This is a genomic window from Cytobacillus sp. GQ23, from assembly GCF_059758675.1.
In genome coordinates this window covers 114,521-135,464 of sequence record NZ_JCAXER010000002.1, presented here as the reverse complement: position 1 = coordinate 135,464, position 20,944 = coordinate 114,521, and the positions used below count along the sequence as shown (strand labels likewise).

General features: G+C 42.2%; 16 protein-coding genes, 1 tRNA gene and 1 other annotated feature. All 17 genes read left to right on the top strand.

The features are described from left to right. Nucleotides 1–10 precede the first annotated feature (10 nt). The 17 genes from recQ (at nucleotide 11) to lonB (ending at nucleotide 20,931) form a co-directional block, all read left to right on the top strand. A complete protein-coding gene (gene recQ / locus AC6CHU_RS02375) occupies nucleotides 11–2,197 on the top strand; it encodes a DNA helicase RecQ (protein ID WP_498119932.1) in 2,187 nt (728 codons plus the stop codon). A gap of 299 nt (nucleotides 2,198–2,496) precedes the next feature. Continuing rightward, the gene (locus AC6CHU_RS02370) at nucleotides 2,497–3,564 is read left to right on the top strand and encodes a GerMN domain-containing protein (protein WP_498119930.1); all 1,068 of its coding nucleotides are present in this window, start codon (nucleotides 2,497–2,499) and stop codon (nucleotides 3,562–3,564) included. 137 nt (nucleotides 3,565–3,701) lie between these two features. Beyond that, entirely contained in the window at nucleotides 3,702–4,472 is a 771-nt protein-coding gene (gene rph / locus AC6CHU_RS02365) for a ribonuclease PH (protein ID WP_159863357.1), read from the top strand. Between the two features lies 1 nt (nucleotide 4,473). Further along, nucleotides 4,474–5,085 carry an XTP/dITP diphosphatase gene (locus AC6CHU_RS02360; protein WP_159863356.1) on the top strand — a complete coding sequence of 204 codons (612 nt, stop codon included), beginning with the start codon at nucleotides 4,474–4,476 and terminating at the stop codon, nucleotides 5,083–5,085. Then, the gene (locus AC6CHU_RS02355; protein WP_251284739.1) at nucleotides 5,082–5,588 is read left to right on the top strand and encodes a metallophosphoesterase family protein; all 507 of its coding nucleotides are present in this window, start codon (nucleotides 5,082–5,084) and stop codon (nucleotides 5,586–5,588) included. The genes AC6CHU_RS02360 and AC6CHU_RS02355 overlap by 4 nt, the downstream gene beginning before the upstream one ends. Nucleotides 5,589–5,743: 155 nt before the next feature. Next, nucleotides 5,744–5,820, top strand: a tRNA-Arg gene (locus AC6CHU_RS02350). A gap of 431 nt (nucleotides 5,821–6,251) precedes the next feature. After that, nucleotides 6,252–6,507: a binding site (T-box leader), on the top strand. A gap of 79 nt (nucleotides 6,508–6,586) precedes the next feature. Next, on the top strand, nucleotides 6,587–8,308 hold the full coding sequence (gene ilvB / locus AC6CHU_RS02345) for an acetolactate synthase large subunit (RefSeq protein ID WP_159863354.1): 1,722 nt from the start codon (nucleotides 6,587–6,589) through the stop codon (nucleotides 8,306–8,308). Then, on the top strand, nucleotides 8,305–8,823 hold the full coding sequence (gene ilvN, locus AC6CHU_RS02340; protein WP_061791486.1) for an acetolactate synthase small subunit: 519 nt from the start codon (nucleotides 8,305–8,307) through the stop codon (nucleotides 8,821–8,823). Before ilvB ends, ilvN begins: the two co-directional genes overlap by 4 nt. Before the next feature lie 43 nt (nucleotides 8,824–8,866). Then, nucleotides 8,867–9,889: a ketol-acid reductoisomerase gene (gene ilvC, locus AC6CHU_RS02335; protein WP_159863353.1), complete on the top strand. Its 1,023-nt coding sequence runs from the start codon at nucleotides 8,867–8,869 to the stop codon at nucleotides 9,887–9,889. Continuing rightward, nucleotides 9,876–11,420 (top strand): 2-isopropylmalate synthase, encoded by a 1,545-nt coding sequence (locus tag AC6CHU_RS02330; protein WP_159863352.1) that lies wholly within the window; start codon nucleotides 9,876–9,878, stop codon nucleotides 11,418–11,420. The genes ilvC and AC6CHU_RS02330 overlap by 14 nt, the downstream gene beginning before the upstream one ends. Nucleotides 11,421–11,507: 87 nt before the next feature. Beyond that, entirely contained in the window at nucleotides 11,508–12,620 is a 1,113-nt protein-coding gene (gene leuB, locus AC6CHU_RS02325) for a 3-isopropylmalate dehydrogenase (protein ID WP_251284717.1), read from the top strand. Between the two features lie 98 nt (nucleotides 12,621–12,718). Next, nucleotides 12,719–14,134 carry a 3-isopropylmalate dehydratase large subunit gene (gene leuC, locus AC6CHU_RS02320; protein WP_498119926.1) on the top strand — a complete coding sequence of 472 codons (1,416 nt, stop codon included), beginning with the start codon at nucleotides 12,719–12,721 and terminating at the stop codon, nucleotides 14,132–14,134. A 16-nt stretch (nucleotides 14,135–14,150) separates the two neighbouring features. Continuing rightward, the gene (leuD, locus tag AC6CHU_RS02315; RefSeq protein WP_251284716.1) at nucleotides 14,151–14,744 is read left to right on the top strand and encodes a 3-isopropylmalate dehydratase small subunit; all 594 of its coding nucleotides are present in this window, start codon (nucleotides 14,151–14,153) and stop codon (nucleotides 14,742–14,744) included. A gap of 101 nt (nucleotides 14,745–14,845) precedes the next feature. Continuing rightward, the gene (locus AC6CHU_RS02310) at nucleotides 14,846–15,874 is read left to right on the top strand and encodes a tetratricopeptide repeat protein (protein WP_498119924.1); all 1,029 of its coding nucleotides are present in this window, start codon (nucleotides 14,846–14,848) and stop codon (nucleotides 15,872–15,874) included. A 159-nt stretch (nucleotides 15,875–16,033) separates the two neighbouring features. Next, complete coding sequence (gene tig / locus AC6CHU_RS02305; RefSeq protein ID WP_159863347.1) at nucleotides 16,034–17,320, top strand: trigger factor; 1,287 nt, start codon at nucleotides 16,034–16,036, stop codon at nucleotides 17,318–17,320. A gap of 520 nt (nucleotides 17,321–17,840) precedes the next feature. Further along, nucleotides 17,841–19,106 (top strand): ATP-dependent protease ATP-binding subunit ClpX, encoded by a 1,266-nt coding sequence (gene clpX / locus AC6CHU_RS02300; RefSeq protein ID WP_076257323.1) that lies wholly within the window; start codon nucleotides 17,841–17,843, stop codon nucleotides 19,104–19,106. A 157-nt stretch (nucleotides 19,107–19,263) separates the two neighbouring features. Continuing rightward, the gene (gene lonB, locus AC6CHU_RS02295) at nucleotides 19,264–20,931 is read left to right on the top strand and encodes an ATP-dependent protease LonB (RefSeq protein WP_498119922.1); all 1,668 of its coding nucleotides are present in this window, start codon (nucleotides 19,264–19,266) and stop codon (nucleotides 20,929–20,931) included. Nucleotides 20,932–20,944: the final 13 nt, after the last annotated feature.

Here is a 20,944-nt window from a genome sequence, read left to right as displayed (position 1 = left end):
CTTTGGTATCATGGTACTGAAAGGCAAACTATACTTAATTGAGTTGGTGATCAATTTGCTGGCACAAGCCGAAAACTATTTAAAAAAATATTTTGGATATACTTCTTTCCGTCCCGGCCAACAGGAGATTATTCAGAATATCCTCTCACAGACCAATACTCTTGGCATTCTCCCAACTGGAGGCGGAAAGTCAATCTGCTTTCAAATCCCCGCTCTTGTACTCCCCGGAACGGCCATTGTGATTTCTCCCTTAATTTCCCTGATGAAGGATCAAGTAGATGCCCTCAGAACTGCAGGCATTCCGGCTGCTTATATTAACAGTACATTGTCGTCTGAAGAATATCAGCACATTTCAGCTGGAATACGCAATGGAAAATATAAGCTCGTGTATGTGGCTCCGGAACGGTTCGGGTCCATGGCCTTTTTGGAGTTGTTAAACAATATTTCAATAAATGCCATTATATTTGATGAAGCACATTGCATTTCGCAATGGGGGCATGACTTCCGGCCAAGTTATCGTTCCGTTGTTTCAGAGCTGGGCAATTTGAATCAGGAACCTGTGATCGCTGCTTTGACCGCAACAGCAACACAGAATGTCGCAGAAGATATTCGCAGGCTACTGAACATTAGCGAGGACAATACGTTTGTTACTGGTTTTGCAAGGGATAACCTATCCTTTCAAGTGCTGAAAGGTGTTAACAAAAGAGATTTCATACTGCAGACCCTAAATAAACATAAAAACGAAGCTGGAATTATTTATACTTCAAGCCGTAGAGAGACAGACCAGCTGTACCAGTTTTTAAAAGGCAGGAACTGCTCAGTTGCCAAATATCATGCAGGCTTAAAGGAAGAAGAACGAAAAAAAGCACAGGATGCCTTTGTCTTCGATGAATCAAATATTATGGTCGCAACAAATGCTTTTGGAATGGGGATTGATAAATCCAATGTCAGATATGTTATCCACTATAATCTTCCGCGGAATATTGAAGCTTATTATCAGGAAGCGGGAAGGGCGGGAAGAGATGGAGAGGATAGCATATGTTATTTGCTGTTTGCCCCTCAGGATATCCAGCTGCAGAAATTTTTGATAGAGGAAAGCAGTCTTGACCCACGTAAGATGGAGCAGGAATATAGTAAGTTAAAGGATATGATTAATTACTGCTATACTGAAAAATGTCTTCAATCCTATATCATTGATTACTTTGATGAGAATGCTGAAGCTATCCGCTGCGGCAAATGCAGCAGCTGCATGGATGAACGGACAAGCATTGATATTACTCAGGAAGCTTTAATGATTTTTTCGTGCATAAAACGGATGGGAGAAAGATTTGGTGTTTCAATGACAGCCCAGGTTTTGAAAGGCTCTGGCAATAAAAGAATCCGTGAACTTAATTTTAATAAACTATCAACATTTGGGCTGATGAAAAACCGCAAAGAAAAAGAGATTGCTGATATGATCAATTATTTGCTTGCTGAGGGTTATCTTGTATTAACAGATGGGAAATATCCGACAGTAAGGCTTTCAGAAAATGCCATACCTGTCTTAAAAGGACAGAAAAAACTGTCCATGAAAATTAGTAAGCCTGTACTGGTTCAGGAAGCAGATGAAAACATTGAACTTTTTGAGATGCTGAGAAGGCTCAGGAAAGAGATTGCAGATAAAGAAAATGTGCCTCCTTTTGTTGTGTTTGCTGATACCGCATTAAAAGAAATGTGCCGTTATTTTCCTGTGACTAGAGATATGATGTTGAATATAAAAGGTGTAGGACAAATGAAGTTTGATAAGTATGGGGAGTATTTTATTCAGGCAATCAAAGAATTTGCCGAAGAACATGATATTTCTCCCATGCCTTCAGCAGAGCCGCCATCAATGACAGAGGAATCACAGGATGACCGTCCAAGCTACCAGATTTCCTATGAATATTATATGGATGGGATGTCCATAAGAGAAATAGCCAAAAAACGAAACTTTTCACCCATAACGATTCAGGAGCATATCTTCCGGTCGGTCAAAGAAGGCAACGCAATTGACTGGTCTGATATTTTTAACGAAACGGAAGAAAAGCTTGTTTTGCAGGCAGCTGAGAAAGCTGGAAAAGACAAGCTTAAGCCAATTAAAGAAGAACTTCCGGATGAAATAGATTATTTTAAAATCAAAGCAGTCCTCGTAAAAGACGAACTACAGAAACAAAATTGACCATGAAGCTCCTTTTTGGGGCTTCTTTTTTATATGTTTCATAACTTGGTTTGAGCTGCTGAGCTGATCCTCGCTTTGTGCCTTTCGCTGCAATTAACGGACAGAATTCATAAACCAAAACAACAATTCTTTAGAAATGAGCCTTGAAAAATGAGTCTTTTTAAATGGCTGTATTGCAGGATTTTCTCGGTTTGTCCAAATTTGTCAAAAATCTATTCACACTTTTATCCCAAAAGACGGTCTAAATTACAGATAGGCTCGTATACATGTAGTACAAACTGTCTCAGGGGGGATTATGTATGTCTATAAATAAAAAAACGTCTATAGTGTCAGCTGTGCTGGTATCATCTGTATTATTATCAGGCTGCGGATTGTTCGGAAGCCAGGGGAAAGAAAAGGTCGATCCGCCAAAAGCAGTATCTTATACCGATGAAGGCGAAAGTGTTACTGAAGAAACAACCGGGAAAGAAACAGCTGAAAAAGAAGAGGGCGTAACGGCAAACCTTAAAACAGAGCTTTACTTGATAGATAAAAATGGGTATGTTGTTCCCCAGACAATCGATCTTCCGAAAACGAACTCAGTGGCTACACAGGCGTTAGAGTATCTGGTGGAAAACGGACCTGTTACTGAGTATCTTCCTAATGATTTCCGTGCAGTCCTTCCGGCTGATACAAAAGTCTCTGTAAATATTAAAGATAAAGTGGCAACCGTAGACTTTTCAAAAGAATTTAAAGAATATGCAGCTGAAGATGAAAAGAGGATTCTCCAATCAGTTACCTGGACACTTACACAATTTGATTCCATTGATAAAGTTAAGCTGACATTAAATGGACATGAATTAAAAGAGATGCCTGTGGATGGAACGCCTGTCAGCTCGGCGTTAACAAGAGCCAATGGAATTAACCTGGATACAAAGGAAGTAGTGGATATCACGAATACAAAACCGGTTACCGTTTATTATCTTGGCGGGGATGAAGAAAACTATTATTATGTGCCTGTTACGAAGCGTATCAGCAATAATTCGGACAACAAGGTTGAAGCGGTGGTTTCCGAATTGATAAAAGGGCCGAATTATGCATCCAATCTGGTGACAGATTTTCTTCCGGATGTAGAGCTGCTTGAAGCTCCAAAAGTTGAAGATGGAAAAGTTACTTTAAACTTCAATGAAAATGTTTTCAGCAGCTTAGAAGAGAAAATGATTTCCAAGCACTTGCTGAACGCACTTGTTCTTTCACTTACTGAACAAAAGGACATCAAAAGCGTAGCAGTTACAGTTGATGGAAAAGCAGAGATTGTTAGTGAAGATGGCGAAAAATTATCTGAGCCTGTAACACGCCCTGAAAATGTGAATACAGGAAGTTTTTAATATAGCAGATTTTGTTATACTATATAGTAGCAGGAATAAGAGGTTGGCATTTAATGCCGCCTCTTCTTTGTTGGTAAGATAGGCATAACTGGGCAAATGCCCAGGTTCAATATAAGCTAAAAAGGGGGAATCAGCTTATGCGCGCAGATGGACGTGAACCAAAGCAGCTTAGGCCAATACATATTGAAACTGATTATTTAAAGCATCCTGAGGGCTCTGTGCTCATTACAGTAGGAGATACAAAGGTGATTTGTACAGCAAGCATTGACGAAAGAGTCCCTCCTTTTATGAGGGGACAGGGGAAAGGCTGGATAACAGCAGAATATTCCATGCTTCCGAGGGCTACAGAACAGAGAAATATAAGGGAATCAGCAAAAGGAAAAATCACAGGACGAACGATGGAAATTCAGCGCCTGATCGGCCGTGCACTCCGCGCAGTAGTGGATCTTGATGCGCTTGGCGAAAGAACAGTATGGCTTGATTGCGACGTAATACAGGCTGATGGGGGAACAAGGACAGCTTCCATTACAGGAGCCTTTATTGCAATGGCACAGGCGATGGATAAGCTGAACAGCAGCAAAAAGCTTTCAAGCTATCCAATCAATGATTTCCTTGCGGCTACAAGTGTGGGAATTCTTGCTGACAAGCAGGCTGTAGTGGACTTGAATTATATTGAAGACTCTTCTGCTGAAGTGGATATGAATGTCGTCATGACTGGCAGCGGTGAGTTTGTAGAGCTTCAGGGAACTGGAGAAGAAGCTACTTTTTCATATGCACAGCTGCAGGTAATGCTTGGTGCTGCCCAGGAAGGGATATCAGAGCTTATCAGACATCAGAAGTCAGCACTTGGAGAGAGTATCTCGGAAAGCATTCAAAGCAAAAGAGAAAAGCTTACGGGGAGGGCATAGCATGCGGGAAGTCATAATCGCTACTAAAAACGCAGGCAAAGCGAGAGAATTTGAACGGATGTTCAAGCCTCTTGGATATGAAGTAAAAACGCTGCTGGATTTTCCGGATTTTAAGGATGTTGATGAGACAGGCAGCACGTTTGAAGAGAATGCTATACTTAAAGCGGAAGCTGTTTCCAGAGCTTTTGAAAGAATGGTTATTGCCGATGATTCAGGATTAATCATTGATGCGCTTGGAGGGAAGCCGGGCATCTATTCCGCTCGCTATGCTGGCGAGGAAAAAAATGATCAGAAAAATATGGACAAAGTTCTCGATGAGCTAGAAAGCATTCCGGATCATCAACGGCAGGCGCGGTTCTACTGTGCTCTTGCAATCGCTGCTCCCGGAAAACCGACTGAAACAGTTGCAGGAACTTGTGAAGGCCATATCTTAAGAGAAAAAAGAGGAACTTATGGATTTGGCTATGACCCTATTTTCTTTGCTGAAGAAAAAAACAAAGCAATGGCTGAATTAATGCCCGAGGAGAAAAGCCAGATCAGCCATAGAGCGAATGCTCTCCAAAAGCTGGAGGAGCTGCTCCCTTCTTTCGTGGCCGGAGCTGAAAACTCATGAAGGTTTTGATTGTCAGTGATAGTCATGGGTTAACCACCGAACTCAGCCAAATACGCGAAAAACATCCTGATATGGATATAATGATTCACTGCGGGGATTCGGAGCTTTCGTCTGATCATGAATCATTAAAAGGATACGCTGCTGTAAGAGGGAATTGTGATTTTGACGAAGCATTTCCTGAGGATAGATTAGAAGAGGCCGGAGGGTTCCGCTTTTTCGTCACACACGGTCATAAATATTTCGTTAAATCGACTTTGATGAACCTTTCATACAAGGCACGTGAAACAAATGCAGATATCGTATGTTTTGGCCATTCACATAGTCTTGGAGCTGAAATGGCTGACGGGATATTATTTATCAATCCTGGAAGCATAAGGCTTCCCAGAGGCAGACACGAAAAAACATATGTGATACTGGAAAAGCGGGGAAAAGATGTTACACTGGATGTGTATGACGTTTCAGATGGGAAGATTCCTGATCTGACAAGAAATTTTCACTGGTAAAAAGCTATTAATTTGAATATAATAAATGAGGGAAGCCTGTCTTCCCTCATTAAATAAAAAAATATTTACAAAGTGTTGACTTCTTATCATTTGTTTAATATAATAAATCTTGTCGTTGAGTTATTAAATCTCAATCAAGTAAATAATTTCAAAATGTCCCAGTAGCTCAGCTGGATAGAGCAACGGCCTTCTAAGCCGTCGGTCGGGAGTTCGAATCTCTCCTGGGACGCCATTTACACATCTGGAAACACTACATATCTTACCGAACTTTTACTCACCTTTTTGGTGGGTTTTTTTGTTTTTATCAAGTTTGTACGTCGGAAACCTCTTAGTGTGTTTTTAATAGCCTCTATAATCCTCATCAAATCTGTTATCTCCCTTATTAAAAATATAAAAATTTTTTGTCCCAAGGAATGTGAATATATCAACAATGTAAGCGTATACACAAAAACAGATTAATCAAAATTATCTAACAATTCGTTAAAAGGGTGTTGACGGCAGGTGAAAATGGGCGTAAGATAGTCCTCAATATAAGAAATTCACATCATCAATTAAACAAACTTCATCTTAGTGAAATCTATCTAGCTATGAAATTTCGAGTTTTTTTAACTGTAAAATTCAATGGTTTAAAGCGTTGTTGTGTTGAAGTTGAATCACAGAATAGGAAAAGCGTAGAAGAGGATAAGTAGTTTTATGACAGGCATTCACAGAGAGCCGGATCTGCTGAAACCCGGTAATGCCTTCATAAAATGAACTCACCTCTGAGCGCAGTCCTGAAAGATGACCGACTAGGGGCTGCCGGGTGTTCTTCACCCGTTATCAAAACGAACAGCATATTGCTGTTCATGAGTGCACGCATCATAAGCGTGAATCAGGGTGGTACCGTGGAACAGGTGATCAAAGCCTTTTCATCCCTTATACCTACAATCGTTGGGTTTCTTTAGGGGTGGAAGGGCTTTTTATATTGGAGTTTTAAAACAAGGGGAGGTTATCAACAAATGCTGCAGGAAGCTGCCTTAACAGAAACAAAAACGGAGACACATCCTGTCACCGGCGCTGATCTGTTATTAAAAGCCTTGGAGAAAGAAAATGTTGAAGTGATTTTTGGTTATCCTGGAGGAGCGGTCCTTCCGCTTTATGACAAACTGTATCATTCAAAGATTCTTCATGTGCTGCCGCGTCATGAACAGGGAGGAATTCATGCTGCTGAAGGGTATGCCAGGATATCTGGAAAGCCGGGTGTCGTGATTGCCACTTCGGGGCCGGGAGCCACTAATATTGTTACCGGTCTTGCAGACGCAATGATGGATTCACTGCCGCTGATTGTTTTTACAGGCCAGGTGGCAACGGGAGTCATTGGATCAGACGCCTTTCAGGAGGCTGATATCCTGGGGATAACCACTCCAATTACAAAATACAATTATCAGGTCCGCAGCATTGAAGATATCCCGAGAATCGTTAAAGAAGCTTTTTATATAGCTTCCACCGGCAGGCCGGGTCCAGTTCTTATCGATATTCCCAAGGATATCGCTGCAGGAATTACAGCTCAGCCTGAGGACGAAAAGGAAGTGAATCTGCCGGGATATCAGCCAACATTAAAACCAAATTACCTGCAAATAAGGAAATTAACTGAAGCAGTCAGCAGATCGAAGAAGCCCGTCATTTTGGCTGGTGCCGGTGTGCTTCATGGCAGAGCATCCAAAGAGTTAAAAGAGTATGCAGAGCAGCAGCAGATTCCTGTTATCCACACTCTTCTGGGCCTCGGCGGATTTCCTGCTAACCATCCATTATTCATCGGTATGGCAGGAATGCATGGCTGTTATGCGGCCAATATGGGACTTACGGAATGTGATTTGCTGATAAATATCGGAGCCCGGTTTGATGATAGACTAACAGGGAATTTACAGCATTTCGCACCACATGCAACAGTCGCCCATATTGATATTGACCCAGCAGAAATCGGCAAAAATGTTCCTACGTCCATTCCAATCGTTGCAGATGCAAAAGAAGCACTTGAAGAGCTGATTCTGCAGGTTGGAAAACCTCCGGCCCATAAAGAATGGATGGAAACCATCCAAAGGTGGCAGGAGGAATATCCATATTACTATGATAAAGAATCAGAACTGCTGAAACCCCAGAAGGTCATGGAAATGCTTCATTCAAAAACGGAAGGGAATGCCATCGTCGTAACAGATGTAGGACAGCATCAAATGTGGGCAGCCCAATACTATCGCTTTAATAATGCTGACAGATGGGTGACTTCAGGAGGGCTTGGGACAATGGGATTTGGTTTTCCGGCAAGCATTGGAGCGCAGCTGGCTGACCCGGAAGCATGCGTCCTCGCCATTTGCGGTGACGGAGGATTCCAAATGTCAACACAGGAGCTTGCTATTATCCAGGAACTGAATCTGCCGGTAAAAATCATAATATTCAATAATATGGCCCTTGGCATGGTCCGGCAATGGCAGGAGATCTTTTATGAATCACGTTTCTCACACAGCAAAATCCCTGTACAGCCATCTTTCGTAAAATTGGCAGAAGCTTACGGGATAAAAGGATATGTCGTTCAATCTGAAGGTGAAGCTGAAGAGGTGCTGGATGAAGTGCTTCATAACCGTGAACCGGTGCTAATCGATTTCAGGGTTGATTCGGATGAAAATGTGTATCCGATGATTGCACCAGGAAAAGGACTTCATGAAATGGCAGGTGTAAAACCATGAAACGAATCATATGCCTGACTGTGATGAATCGGCCAGGTGTTCTAAACAGAATTACTAATCTATTTTCCAAAAGAAACTTTAATATTGAGAGCATTTCAGTTGGCTTGTCAGAACATGAAGGGATGTCGCGCATCACTTGTGTGGTCCATGTTGAAGACTCCGGTGCCAGTGAGCAAATTACAAAACAACTGAACAAGCAAATCGATGTAATAAAGGTCACTGATATCACGGATCAGTCGATTGTCGCAAGAGAGCTTGCCCTTATTAAAGTTCAGGCAGTCCCATATACAAGAAATGAAATTTACTCTTTAATTGAACCTTTCAGAGCTTCTGTTATAGATGTCAGCAAGGATAGCATGACTGTTCAGATTACAGGTGAATCTGATAAAGTAGAAGCTTTCATTGATCTCATTAAACCATATGGCATCAAAGAGCTAGCCCGGACGGGAACAACAGCATTCCCTAGAGGAACACAGCGTCCATCCCAGCAGTCCAAATCATATTCTATAGTTTAATTTCGCTAAAAATAAAAACTTTAATCGGAGAGGGAGATAAAACATGGCAAAAATGTACTATAACGGAGATTCAAATGCAGCATACTTAAACGGAAAGAAAGTAGCGGTTATCGGTTATGGATCACAGGGACATGCGCATGCGTTAAACATGAGGGACAGCGGAGTTGAGGTTGTAATCGGTCTTAGAAAAGGGAAGTCTTGGGAAAAGGCAGTGGAAGACGGCTTCCAGGTATATTCTGTAGCTGAGGCAGCTGCACAGTCTGATGTAGTGATGATCTTATTGCCGGATGAACTCCAGCCAAAAGTATACAAGGAAGAAATTGAACCAAATCTATCAAACCAGGCATTGATGTTTGCACATGGATTTAATATTCATTTTAACCAGATTGTGCCTCCAAAAGAGTGTGATGTGCTACTTGTAGCTCCTAAAGGACCAGGGCATTTGGTCAGAAGAACATATGAACAGGATGCAGGTGTTCCGGCACTGTTTGCAGTCCATCAGGACGTAACGGGGGAAGCGAAGGAACTGGCCCTTGCTTATGCGAAAGCCATTGGATCTCTTCGAGCCGGTGCATTGGAAACAACGTTCAAAGAAGAAACCGAGACAGATCTGTTTGGAGAACAGGCAGTGTTGTGCGGCGGGCTGACTTCTTTGGTGAAAGCAGGATTTGAAACTCTTACGGAAGCTGGCTATCAGCCGGAACTGGCATACTTTGAATGTCTGCATGAGCTGAAGCTCATCGTTGACCTTATGTATGAAGGCGGTCTGGAAGGAATGCGTTATTCAATCTCAGATACTGCTCAATGGGGAGACTTTGTCAGCGGACCACGGGTAGTTGATGCAAGAGTGAAAGAGGAAATGAAGGCAGTATTGAAAGACATTCAGGAAGGCAATTTTGCAAAAGGATGGATTTTGGAGAACCAGGCAAATCGCCCGGTATTCAATGCGGTGAATCAAAGAGAAAATGAGCATCCGATCGAGCAGGTTGGAAGGGAACTTCGCAAAATGATGCCTTTTGTTAATAGCAGCAAGAAAAAGGAAGTGGTTGTAAGTGCCAACAATTAAGATATTCGATACTACATTAAGAGATGGCGAACAATCGGCCGGTGTAAATCTTAATTTTTCTGAAAAATTAGAGATTGCAAGACAGCTGGAGCGTTTGAACGTTGATATTATTGAGGCGGGTTTTCCTGCAGCTTCGAAAGGGGATTTTGCATCAGTACAGAATATTGCCCAGACGATTAAAAATTGCTCGGTCACAGGATTGGCAAGAGCAGTTATCTCTGATATAGACGCTGCATGGGGAGCGCTAAAGGACGGAGCTGAGCCGAGGATACATACATTCCTGGCAACCTCTCCGATTCACAGGCAATATAAGCTGAAGAAAACGAAAGAAGAAGTGGTTGAAACAGCAGTGGAAACAGTTAAGTATGCTGCTTCAAAATTCCCAATCGTCCAATGGTCTGCAGAGGATGCTACCCGGACAGAATTACCATTTCTTGCAGAGATTATTGAGAAGGTCATCCAAGCTGGTGCGAGAATTATCAACATACCGGATACAGTCGGTTACACAACCCCACAGGAGTATGGCGAAATTTTTCAGTACTTAAGAAATCATGTTCCTTCTATTGATAAGGTAGCCCTGTCAGCTCATTGCCATGATGACTTGGGAATGGCAATAGCAAATTCGCTTTCAGCTATAGAAAATGGAGCAACACAGATTGAGGGCACAATTAATGGAATTGGTGAAAGAGCCGGGAATGCGGCGCTTGAGGAGCTTGCAGTAGCTCTACACATCCGGAATGAACATTATCAGGCTTCGACACGTCTGAATCTTCAGGAAATAAGCAGAACGAGCAGTCTGATCTCAAAGCTGACAGGTATGGTGGTGCCAGCCAATAAAGCGATTGTCGGCAGGAATGCTTTTGCACATGAATCAGGCATTCATCAGGACGGAGTATTGAAAGAAAAAACAACGTATGAAATCATTTCCCCTGATCTAGTCGGATTCCAATCCAACTCCATGGTATTGGGAAAACATTCCGGGCGCCATGCCTTTAAGAACCGGCTTAAGGAACTGGGTCTGGAAGTTGCAGATGAAGAAGCGAATCGGCTGTTCACAGTTTTTAAAGATTTAGCCGACCGCAAAAAAGAAATGACAGACGAGGACCTTGCAGCGATCGTTCTTGAAGAGAAGCTCTCAAGGGAGCAGCGGTTCTATGATTTAATCGGAATCCAAATTCAATATGGAACAAATTCTGTTCCGACAGCAACAGTTACTCTTTCAGGATCAAACAACGAAGTGATCCAGGAAGCAGGTACCGGAGCAGGAAGCATCGAAGCGCTGTATAACACATTGGAAAAATGTTTAAATGGAACAGCTAATCTGCTTGATTACCGTATACAATCCGTAGGTGCAGGAAGAGATGCTTTAGCGCAGGTTTATGTGAAACTGAATTATGACGGAATGGAAAGCAGCGGGCGCGGTTTGGCCCAGGATGTACTCGAAGCATCCTCGAAAGCTTACTTGAACGCAGTTAATAGAGTGATATATATGAAAGAAAAAGTACAGGCGCAGACGGTAGAGGCGAATTGATCGTCCTCTGAACAGGGAATGCGCTGCAGAAAAACTGAAAACTAAAATTCTAAAATCATAAACAAATAATCAGACGGAGGGATTAAAATGAAAAAACGTATCGCAGTACTTCCAGGAGATGGGATCGGCAAAGAAGTGGTAAAGGGTGCAATTGAAGTCCTGCAGGCTGTTGGTGAACGGTTCGGACATCAATTCCAATTTTCATATGGCAACATCGGCGGTTCAGCTATTGATGCCACTGGAACTCCGCTGCCTAATGAAACACTCGCGCTTTGCAAAGAAAGCGATGCGGTCATGCTGGGTGCAGTTGGCGGTCCTAAATGGGACCGGCAGCCTCCCCACCTTCGTCCGGAAAAGGGTCTCTTAGGGATCCGCAAGGAATTAAACCTATATGCTAATTTGCGGCCAACTCAATATTATCCAAGCCTTTCCGATACTTCTCCGTTAAAAAATGAAGTAATTGAAGGCGTGGATATGCTGATGGTCAGAGAATTAACCGGCGGGCTTTATTTTGGAAAGCCAAGCGAAAGGACACAGCAAAACGGAAAAGACGCTGTAGTGGACACTTTGTACTATCAAAAAGAAGAAATGCGCCGTGTCATTAAACTGGCGTTTGAACTTGCCTCAAAACGGCGTGCAAAAGTGACTTCCGTTGATAAGGCAAATGTCCTGGAATCAAGCCGAATGTGGAGAGAAGTTGCAGAGGACATCGCAAAGGAATACCCGGATGTCGTTCTTGAGCATATGCTTGTTGATAACGCGGCTATGCAAATGATTAAAAACCCGAAAAGGTTTGATGTTGTCGTAACAGAGAATATGTTCGGTGACATTCTTAGCGATGAAGCCTCTGTATTGACCGGTTCTTTAGGGATGCTTCCTTCTGCCAGCATTTCGGAGAATGGGCCATACTTATACGAGCCAATTCATGGGTCAGCACCAGATATTCAAGGGATGAATGCGGCTAATCCAATTGCCATGATTTTATCAGCAGCCATGATGCTCCGTTTATCTTTCGGAATGGAAGAGGAAGCGGAAGCGGTTGAAAATGCAGTTAACCAAGTGCTTGAAGCCGGCTATCGTACGAAAGATATTGTTTCATTTGGAAAGAAGGTTGTCACTACTTCAGAAATGATTGAAGAGGTGAAGGCTACCCTTTTGGATAACGAAGCAATTCTAAATATTATGGGGGCTTATGCATAAAAGCTGTGAGAGACTCTGGACACTAGTTCAGCTGATTTAAAAAACTGGGACACGGCCAACCTCGGCCGTGTTTCTTTTAAAAAGGGAGTGCAGCAGGAATGGGAAAATCAATAATAGATAAGATTTGGGAAAAGCATGTAGTCCATAGGGAAGAAGGGAAGCCGGATCTTATGTACATAGACCTCCACTTAGTGCATGAAGTAACTTCCCCTCAGGCATTTTCCGGCTTAAGAATGAAAAACAGGAAAGTGAGAAGGCCTGATAAAACATTTGCCACAGTTGATCACAATATACCAACTGATAACAGGACAGTTATCAGCGATCCTGTCGCCTTAAACCAAATGACCACCTTGGAAAAAAACTGCCATGAATTCGACATCCCACTTGCTGGACTGGATAGTCCTGAACAAGGGATTGTCCATGTCATAGGGCCGGAGCTGGGGCTTACTCAGCCAGGCATGACGATTGTTTGCGGGGACAGCCATACATCCACCCATGGAGCTTTTGGATCAATCGCCTTCGGAATTGGAACAAGTGAAGTTGAGCATGTCCTGGCTACCCAAACTTTATGGCAGAGCAAACCAAAAACATTAAAACTGGAGATAAACGGCGAGCTGAAAAAAGGTGTTACGGCTAAAGATGTCATCCTTTATATTATTGCCAGGAATGGAATTGGTTTTGGTACTGGCCATATTATTGAATATTGCGGGGAGACAATTGCAAACATGTCAATGGAAGAAAGAATGACGATTTGCAATATGTCCATTGAGGGAGGAGCAAGAGCGGGTCTGGTTAATCCTGATGAGACGACATTTGCGTATCTTCAAGATCGAAAGTATGCACCAAAAGGAGCAGATTTTGCGCATGCAGTCGAGAAGTGGAAGGAGCTAGTATCCGATCCTGATGCACAATATGATAAAACGATTCAAATTGATGCCGCTGATATTGCACCAATGGTCAGCTGGGGCACGAATCCATCTATGACTTCCAAGGTGAATGATCAAATTCCAAAACTTGAGGAATGCAAAAACGAGCTTGAAAAGAAATCATTATCAAGAGCGTTAGAATATATGGCATTGCAGGAAGGTCAAAGAATTGAAGACATTCAAATACAGCATGTTTTTATAGGATCCTGCACAAATTCGCGGCTGGAAGACCTAAAACAGGCCGCTGAAATTATAAGAGGGAAAAAGGTTCATCCTCAAGTCCGTGCACTTGTCGTTCCAGGATCACAGCAGGTCAAGAAGCAGGCAGAGGCAGAGGGACTGGACCTTATCTTTCAGCAGGCTGGATTTGAATGGAGAGAATCAGGCTGCAGCATGTGCTTGAGCATGAATAATGATATTGTGCCAAACGGCGAGCATTGTGCGTCAACCTCAAACCGTAATTTTGAAGGACGTCAGGGTTCAGGGGCAAGAACGCATCTTGTCAGCCCGTTAATGGCTGCCGCAGCAGCTTTATACGGACACTTTGTGGACGTAGGTGCTTTGCTGAGTAAAGAAACTGTCCATTAAGAAGGAGGAGAACAAAATGAGCGGATTTAAAACACTTCAGGGAAAAGCTGCTGCAATGGATAGAGCCAATGTGGATACTGATCAGATTATCCCGAAGCAATTTCTAAAAAGAATTGAGAAAACGGGGTTTGGGCAATATCTTTTTTATGATTGGAGATATACTAAAGAAGGACAGCCTAACCCGGAGTTTGAATTGAATAAGCCGGAGAATCAAGATGCTTCCATCCTCATTGCAAATGAAAATTTTGGATGCGGATCTTCCAGGGAGCACGCGCCATGGGCTTTAGGGGATTATGGTTTCAAGGTAATCATTGCACCTTCATTTGCCGATATTTTTCATCAAAATTGCTTAAAAAATGGACTTTTGCCAATCACTCTGCCGGCTGAAACAGTCGATTATTTGCTCGGACGTGCCAAAAATCAGCCATATGATCTGAAGATTGATTTGCAAAATGAAGTCATTGAAGATGACTATAATTTTTCAGCATCATTTACAATTAATGAATACTGGAAAAAAATGCTTATTAACGGATGGGATGAAGTAGAGATCACTCTTCAATTGGAAAGCAGCATTTCAAGTTACGAAGAAAAACAGAATACGGTACAGTAGGTACCTATAAAAGATTCATGGCATGAAACCATGAATCTTTTTGTTTTTGTGCTATTTCATGCTACACTAACTTCAAAAATACAAGTTGAGGCGATTTTAGCATGGGAAAGCGGGATCAGAAAAAACAAAAAAATAAAATCATTCTATTTCCCGGCCTTGAGAAACGGTTGCTGGAAAAGGGGCTTGAGTCCTTTCAGCAGAAAAGGTATAAGGAATCAATCCGGTTCTTTGAAGAAGCACTGGAGATGGAGCCTGAGAATACGGATGTCCATATTGGGCTCGTTCTGGCATATTTTGAAGCCGGAGCTCTGGAAAAGGCAAAAGAACTGGCAAATAAAATGCTTCAGACAGGCATGGGGGATTACATACAAGTAATGGATCTTTATTTAATGATCCTTGTGCAGCTGCACCAATACAATGAGATTGCAGCAACAATTGAGGTTTTGCTTGAAGAAAGGGAGATTCCAAAGGAGAAATTTGAGCATTTTAGCAGAATGCTTGAGTTTAGCAGAAAGATGGCTGCTTCACCTTCTGAAACCGAGATCGAAGTACCCGATCTGGATGAATTCAGCAGCAGGAAGCTCAATCTGTTTTCCTACCAGGACCAGCATGAACAAATGCAGATTGCTGCACAGCTGGCAGAACATAACATCAGGCCCTATGCAGAAGATATTAAAGCCTATTTGGAAGCGAAGGAAGGAAATCCATTTTTTAAAACGATACTGTTAAATGTCCTTTCTGAGCATGGGTATGAAAAATATGTAAAGATCCGTAAGTTTGATAAAAGCATTCAGGTGAATCCTGCCGAACTGCCCCCGGTACATCAGCAGCCTATGCTATTAAAAATAGTCAATAAACTGGAGATTCAGCTTGAGCAGGAAGATCCGGTGCTATTTGAAAATACAAAGAGCATTGCAGAAAGGCACTTTTTCCTGCTATATCCGCTTGAAGTTCCCCCGGAAAATGCTGCGTCCTGGGCAGCGGCATACCATATGCTCTCAAATGAGTATCATGGCTTAAACAGTTCGCTAAGAAAGATTGCTGATATATATGATGCTCCTGAACAAGAAATAGCAGAGGCTCTTGGCTTTATAAGAAAGATAGAAGAAATTTCTTATCCCAATATTTAGCCTTCAATGTTGAAAGACGGAGAGTGTATGTTATAATATAATGGTTGTATTATGTGTATATATACATTGTTATTAAATGAATATGGCTTGAAAACAAGAGATATTCATAACATTCTGTCATGAATGAAATGATAATAGATTTTTGGAGGGAAAGATTGTATGTCTGCTAAATTTGAAAAGTTAGAAGGGAACCGCGGGGTTCTTACAATTGAAGTAGATGCAGAGAAAGTAACTGAAGGTTTGGACGCTGCATTCAAAAAAGTAGTAAAGCAAGTAAATGTACCTGGGTTCCGTAAAGGGAAAATGCCTCGCGGAATGTTTGAAAAGCGTTTCGGAGTAGAATCTTTATACCAGGATGCAGTGGATTATCTTCTTCCTGAAGCTTATGCTAATGCAATCGATGAGACTGGCATTGAGCCTGTGGATCGCCCTGAAATCGATGTTGAACAGATTGAAAAAGGAAAAAGCCTTATTTTCAAAGCTACAGTTACTGTTAAGCCTGAAGTAAAGCTTGGCGAATACAAAGCTCTTGAAGTAAAGCCACTTGAAACAGAAGTAACAGAAGAAGATGTGAACAAAGAGCTTGCTTCACTTCAGGAAAGACAAGCTGAACTTGCCGTTAAAGAAGATGGAAAAGCTGAAAATGGCGACACAGTTGTTATGGACTTTGAAGGATTCGTTGATGGCGAAGCGTTCGAAGGCGGAAAAGCTGAAAACTATTCTTTAGAACTTGGTTCAGGACAATTCATCCCTGGATTTGAAGAGCAGCTGATTGGTGCTGCTGCCGGAGAATCTAAGGATGTTGAAGTTTCTTTCCCTGAGGAATACCATGCTGCTGAGCTTGCTGGCAAGCCTGCAACTTTCAAAGTAACTGTACATGAAATCAAAACAAAACAGCTTCCTGAGCTGGATGATGAGTTTGCTAAAGATGCTGACGAAGAAGTGGAAACTTTGGATGCACTAAAAGAAAAAATTAAAACTCGCTTAGAAGAAAGCAAGAAGCATGAAGCTGAGCACCATGTCCGCGACACTGTTGTTGAAGCAGCAGCTGCTAATGCAGAAATGGAAATCCCGGCTGCAATGGTTGAAACTGAAGTTAACCGCATGATGCAGGAGTTCGAACAGCGTCTGCAAATGCAAGGTATGAACCTTGAACTATACTTCCAGTTCTCCGGACAGGATGAAGCGGCCCTTCGCGAGCAAATGAAAGAGGAAGCTGAAAAGCGCGTCCGCGTTAATTTGACTCTTGAAGCAATCGCAAAAGCTGAAAACATCGAAGTAAGCGATGAAGAAGTTACAGAAGAACTTAACAAAATGGCAGAAATGTACAACATGTCTGCTGACCAGATCACACAAGCTCTTGGAAGCCTTGAAGGCCTAAAAGCAGATCTTCAAATTAAAAAAGCAGTAGATTTCCTTGTGGAAAACAGCAAAACTGTTGCATAATAGAAGTAGTAGTAAACAAGGCGCGAGTTTATCGTGCCTTGTTTTATACCATCAAGACCATACATAATGAAAATCTCCCTTGTATCTTTTGCCTGGTGAAAAAGTTTTACTGCATAATGGACATGGACAGGAATACAAATACATATAAATAGATAATTTAATAATCGGTCCAGGGGACCGACTTAATTTAGCCATTTTTGGTTAAGCTTATGAAAGTACATATACAATTCAGCCTGTTTTTCTTTGCGGAAATTTATTACATGCTGCTCCATACATAATTGAAATGTTTTAAGAGTTATCATTTCCTGTCCACTGTAAAAATGTGTTACAATGCAATACATAACTGCTGAAGGTTTTGATTTTTACGAAAGTGTAAATGATTAAAGCGGCCTGTGCGCACGTGCAATGACATAGTGCCCGCCTTAATTCACAACCTTTCTATGGCTGAATAAAGAACTATTTGCATGTGATTCCGCAAGCTTAATATATCGTTTTGAAGTTTTTTCAAGGGGTGAAGGATTTGTTTAAATTTAATGACGAAAAAGGGCAATTGAAGTGTTCTTTCTGTGGCAAGACACAGGATCAGGTCCGTAAACTTGTTGCTGGACCTGGAGTATATATATGTGATGAGTGTATTGAGCTTTGCACTGAAATTGTGGAAGAAGAACTTGGTACAGAAGAAGAAGTGGAGTTTAAAGATGTGCCAAAGCCGGCTGAAATCCGAGATATTCTGGATGAGTACGTAATTGGCCAGGAGCAGGCAAAGAAATCGCTGTCAGTTGCGGTATACAATCATTATAAGCGCATCAATTCCAATAGCAAGATTGATGAAGTAGAACTATCAAAAAGTAATATTGCCATGATCGGTCCGACAGGAAGCGGTAAAACCTTACTGGCGCAGACATTGGCCCGTATTCTTAATGTTCCATTTGCAATTGCAGACGCAACATCATTGACTGAAGCAGGATATGTCGGAGAAGATGTGGAAAATATCCTCCTAAAGCTTATTCAGGCAGCAGATTATGATGTGGAAAAGGCAGAAAAAGGAATCATTTATATTGATGAGATTGATAAAGTTGCGCGTAAGTCGGAAAATCCGTCCATCACTCGTGATGTATCAGGTGAAGGTGTACAGCAGGCACTGTTGAAAATTCTTGAAGGAACAGTTGCAAGTGTACCGCCACAAGGCGGCCGCAAACATCCTCATCAGGAATTTATCCAAATAGACACGACTAATATCCTATTTATTTGCGGCGGTGCCTTCGATGGCATTGAGCAAATTATTAAACGCCGTCTGGGCCAAAAGGTAATTGGCTTTGGTTCCGACCAGAACCAAAAAGAAATCGAACCAAAGGATCTTCTTGCAAAAGTACTTCCTGAAGACTTGCTGAAATTTGGCTTAATCCCTGAATTTATTGGACGTCTTCCAGTTATTGCAAGCCTTTCCCAGCTTGATGAAGCGGCGTTAATTGAGATTTTAACCAAACCTAAAAATGCTCTTGTCAAACAATACCAGAAAATGCTTGAACTCGATGATGTTGAGCTTGAGTTCGAAGAAGGCGCACTTGAGGAAATTGCTAAAAAAGCAATTGAAAGAAAAACTGGTGCCCGCGGACTGCGCTCTATTATTGAAGGAATTATGCTGGATGTAATGTTTGATCTTCCTTCTCGCGAAGATATTAAAAAGTGCATTATTACGAAAGAAACGGTTATAGATAACGGTTCTCCTAAGCTTGTACTGGAGGACGGAACAGTTGTAGAAGAAGAGCGCAAGACTTCGGCGTAAGTGAAAAATGGCCAGTCCCCAGGGGGCATGGCCATTTTTTTGCGCCTTTCGGCCCCTATTACTTGCCTTACTTTTAAATGAATTCCTTGTTTATTCCAACTCACTCAGGGAGATACTAGCATTATTAAGGAGAACAATTAATGCAGGAGGGAACACAATGAGTTGGACGGGGATCGCTTTATTTATCCAATTATTTTTTGGAATTGTCATTGGGCTTTACTTTTGGAATTTGCTTAAGAGCCAGCGGACACAAAAAGTTTCTATTGACCGTGAATCAAGGAAGGAAATGGATGTATTAAAAAAGATGCGTTCTATTTCTTTAACTGAACCTTTATCAGAAAAAGTTCGTCCATCCAGCTTTGCGGACATTGTGGGGCAGGAAGACGGAATTAAGTCTCTGAAAGCAGCATTGTGCGGACCCAATCCTCAGCATGTTATTATTTATGGTCCACCGGGCGTCGGAAAAACGGCAGCAGCCAGATTGGTTCTGGAAGAAGCCAAGAAAAATGCAAAATCACCTTTTAAGGCAGCTTCTGTCTTTGTCGAACTGGATGCCACTACGGCGAGGTTTGATGAGAGGGGTATTGCCGATCCTTTGATAGGTTCTGTGCATGATCCTATCTATCAGGGAGCAGGGGCAATGGGACAGGCAGGAATTCCGCAGCCTAAACAGGGGGCTGTTACAAATGCACATGGAGGCGTGCTTTTTATTGATGAAATCGGTGAGCTTCATCCCATTCAGATGAATAAGCTTCTGAAAGTGCTTGAAGACAGGAAAGTATTTTTGGAGAGCGCTTATTATAATGAAGAAAACACTCAAATACCAACCCATATTCATGATATTTTTAAAAATGGTCTGCCGGCTGACTTCCGCCTGATCGGAGCAACTACCAGAACTCCTAATGAAATTCCTCCTGCCATTCGTTCCAGGTGCATGGAGGTATTTTTCAGGGAGTTATCGGAAGAAGAAATAATAGCTGTAGCTGGAAAGGCTGCGGAAAAGGTCAATCTTACTATTAGTGAGAATGGGCTTGGCATACTTGCTAATTATGCGAGAAATGGGCGCGAAGCGGTCAATATGATTCAAATCTCTGCTGGTTTAGCCATCACTGAGGACCGTGATTACATAAAGGATGAAGATATTGAGTGGGTCGTCCAATCGAGTCAGCTTTCACCGAGAATGGAGAGGAAAATCAATTCCCATGCTGCTGTAGGCCTTGTTAACGGGCTTGCGGTATACGGGCCTAACACAGGTGCCTTGCTTGATATCGAAGTGACTGTGATTCCTGCAAAAGAGAAGGGCAGCATTAATATAACAGGCATAGTGGAAGAAGAGAGCATCGGCGGACAAGGAAAGTCAATTCGAAGGAAAAGTATGGCAAGGGGTTCCATTGAGAATGTTATAACAGTTCTGAGATCAATGGGCGTCCCGGCTGACGAATATGATATTCATGTCAACTTCCCTGGCGGAGTTCCAATTGACGGTCCTTCTGCAGGCATTGCCATGGCGACAGGAATTTACTCTGCCATTTATAAACGGCCAGTTGACAATACTGTAGCTATGACAGGGGAAATCAGCATTCATGGGTATGTAAAGCCAATTGGAGGCGTATATCCAAAGGTAAAGGCCGCCAAAAAGGCTGGAGCAAAGACAGTGATTATCCCAAAAGAAAATATGCAATCCATCTTAAAGGAGATAACAGGAATCAAGATTATCCCTGTATCTCATTTGAATGAAGTATTTGAGGCAGCGCTGCAAAAAGAGTATCTCAAAGAGCAGGCTATAACTGCGTCAATCGAATTACAGAAAAAAGAAAGCATATGATGTGTGGCCCGGT

Excerpts from the sequence above, each read along its gene's own strand:
- lonB (WP_498119922.1), top strand. The coding sequence starts at position 19,264 with ATGAGTTGGACGGGGATCGCTTTATTTATCCAATTATTTTTTGGAATT.
- recQ (WP_498119932.1), top strand. The coding sequence starts at position 11 with ATGGTACTGAAAGGCAAACTATACTTAATTGAGTTGGTGATCAATTTG.
- AC6CHU_RS02360 (WP_159863356.1), top strand. The coding sequence starts at position 4,474 with ATGCGGGAAGTCATAATCGCTACTAAAAACGCAGGCAAAGCGAGAGAA.
- leuB (WP_251284717.1), top strand. The coding sequence starts at position 11,508 with ATGAAAAAACGTATCGCAGTACTTCCAGGAGATGGGATCGGCAAAGAA.
- ilvC (WP_159863353.1), top strand. The coding sequence starts at position 8,867 with ATGGCAAAAATGTACTATAACGGAGATTCAAATGCAGCATACTTAAAC.
- leuD (WP_251284716.1), top strand. The coding sequence starts at position 14,151 with ATGAGCGGATTTAAAACACTTCAGGGAAAAGCTGCTGCAATGGATAGA.
- tig (WP_159863347.1), top strand. The coding sequence starts at position 16,034 with ATGTCTGCTAAATTTGAAAAGTTAGAAGGGAACCGCGGGGTTCTTACA.
- AC6CHU_RS02355 (WP_251284739.1), top strand. The coding sequence starts at position 5,082 with ATGAAGGTTTTGATTGTCAGTGATAGTCATGGGTTAACCACCGAACTC.
- rph (WP_159863357.1), top strand. The coding sequence starts at position 3,702 with ATGCGCGCAGATGGACGTGAACCAAAGCAGCTTAGGCCAATACATATT.
- leuC (WP_498119926.1), top strand. The coding sequence starts at position 12,719 with ATGGGAAAATCAATAATAGATAAGATTTGGGAAAAGCATGTAGTCCAT.
- AC6CHU_RS02370 (WP_498119930.1), top strand. The coding sequence starts at position 2,497 with ATGTCTATAAATAAAAAAACGTCTATAGTGTCAGCTGTGCTGGTATCA.
- ilvN (WP_061791486.1), top strand. The coding sequence starts at position 8,305 with ATGAAACGAATCATATGCCTGACTGTGATGAATCGGCCAGGTGTTCTA.
- ilvB (WP_159863354.1), top strand. The coding sequence starts at position 6,587 with ATGCTGCAGGAAGCTGCCTTAACAGAAACAAAAACGGAGACACATCCT.
- AC6CHU_RS02310 (WP_498119924.1), top strand. The coding sequence starts at position 14,846 with ATGGGAAAGCGGGATCAGAAAAAACAAAAAAATAAAATCATTCTATTT.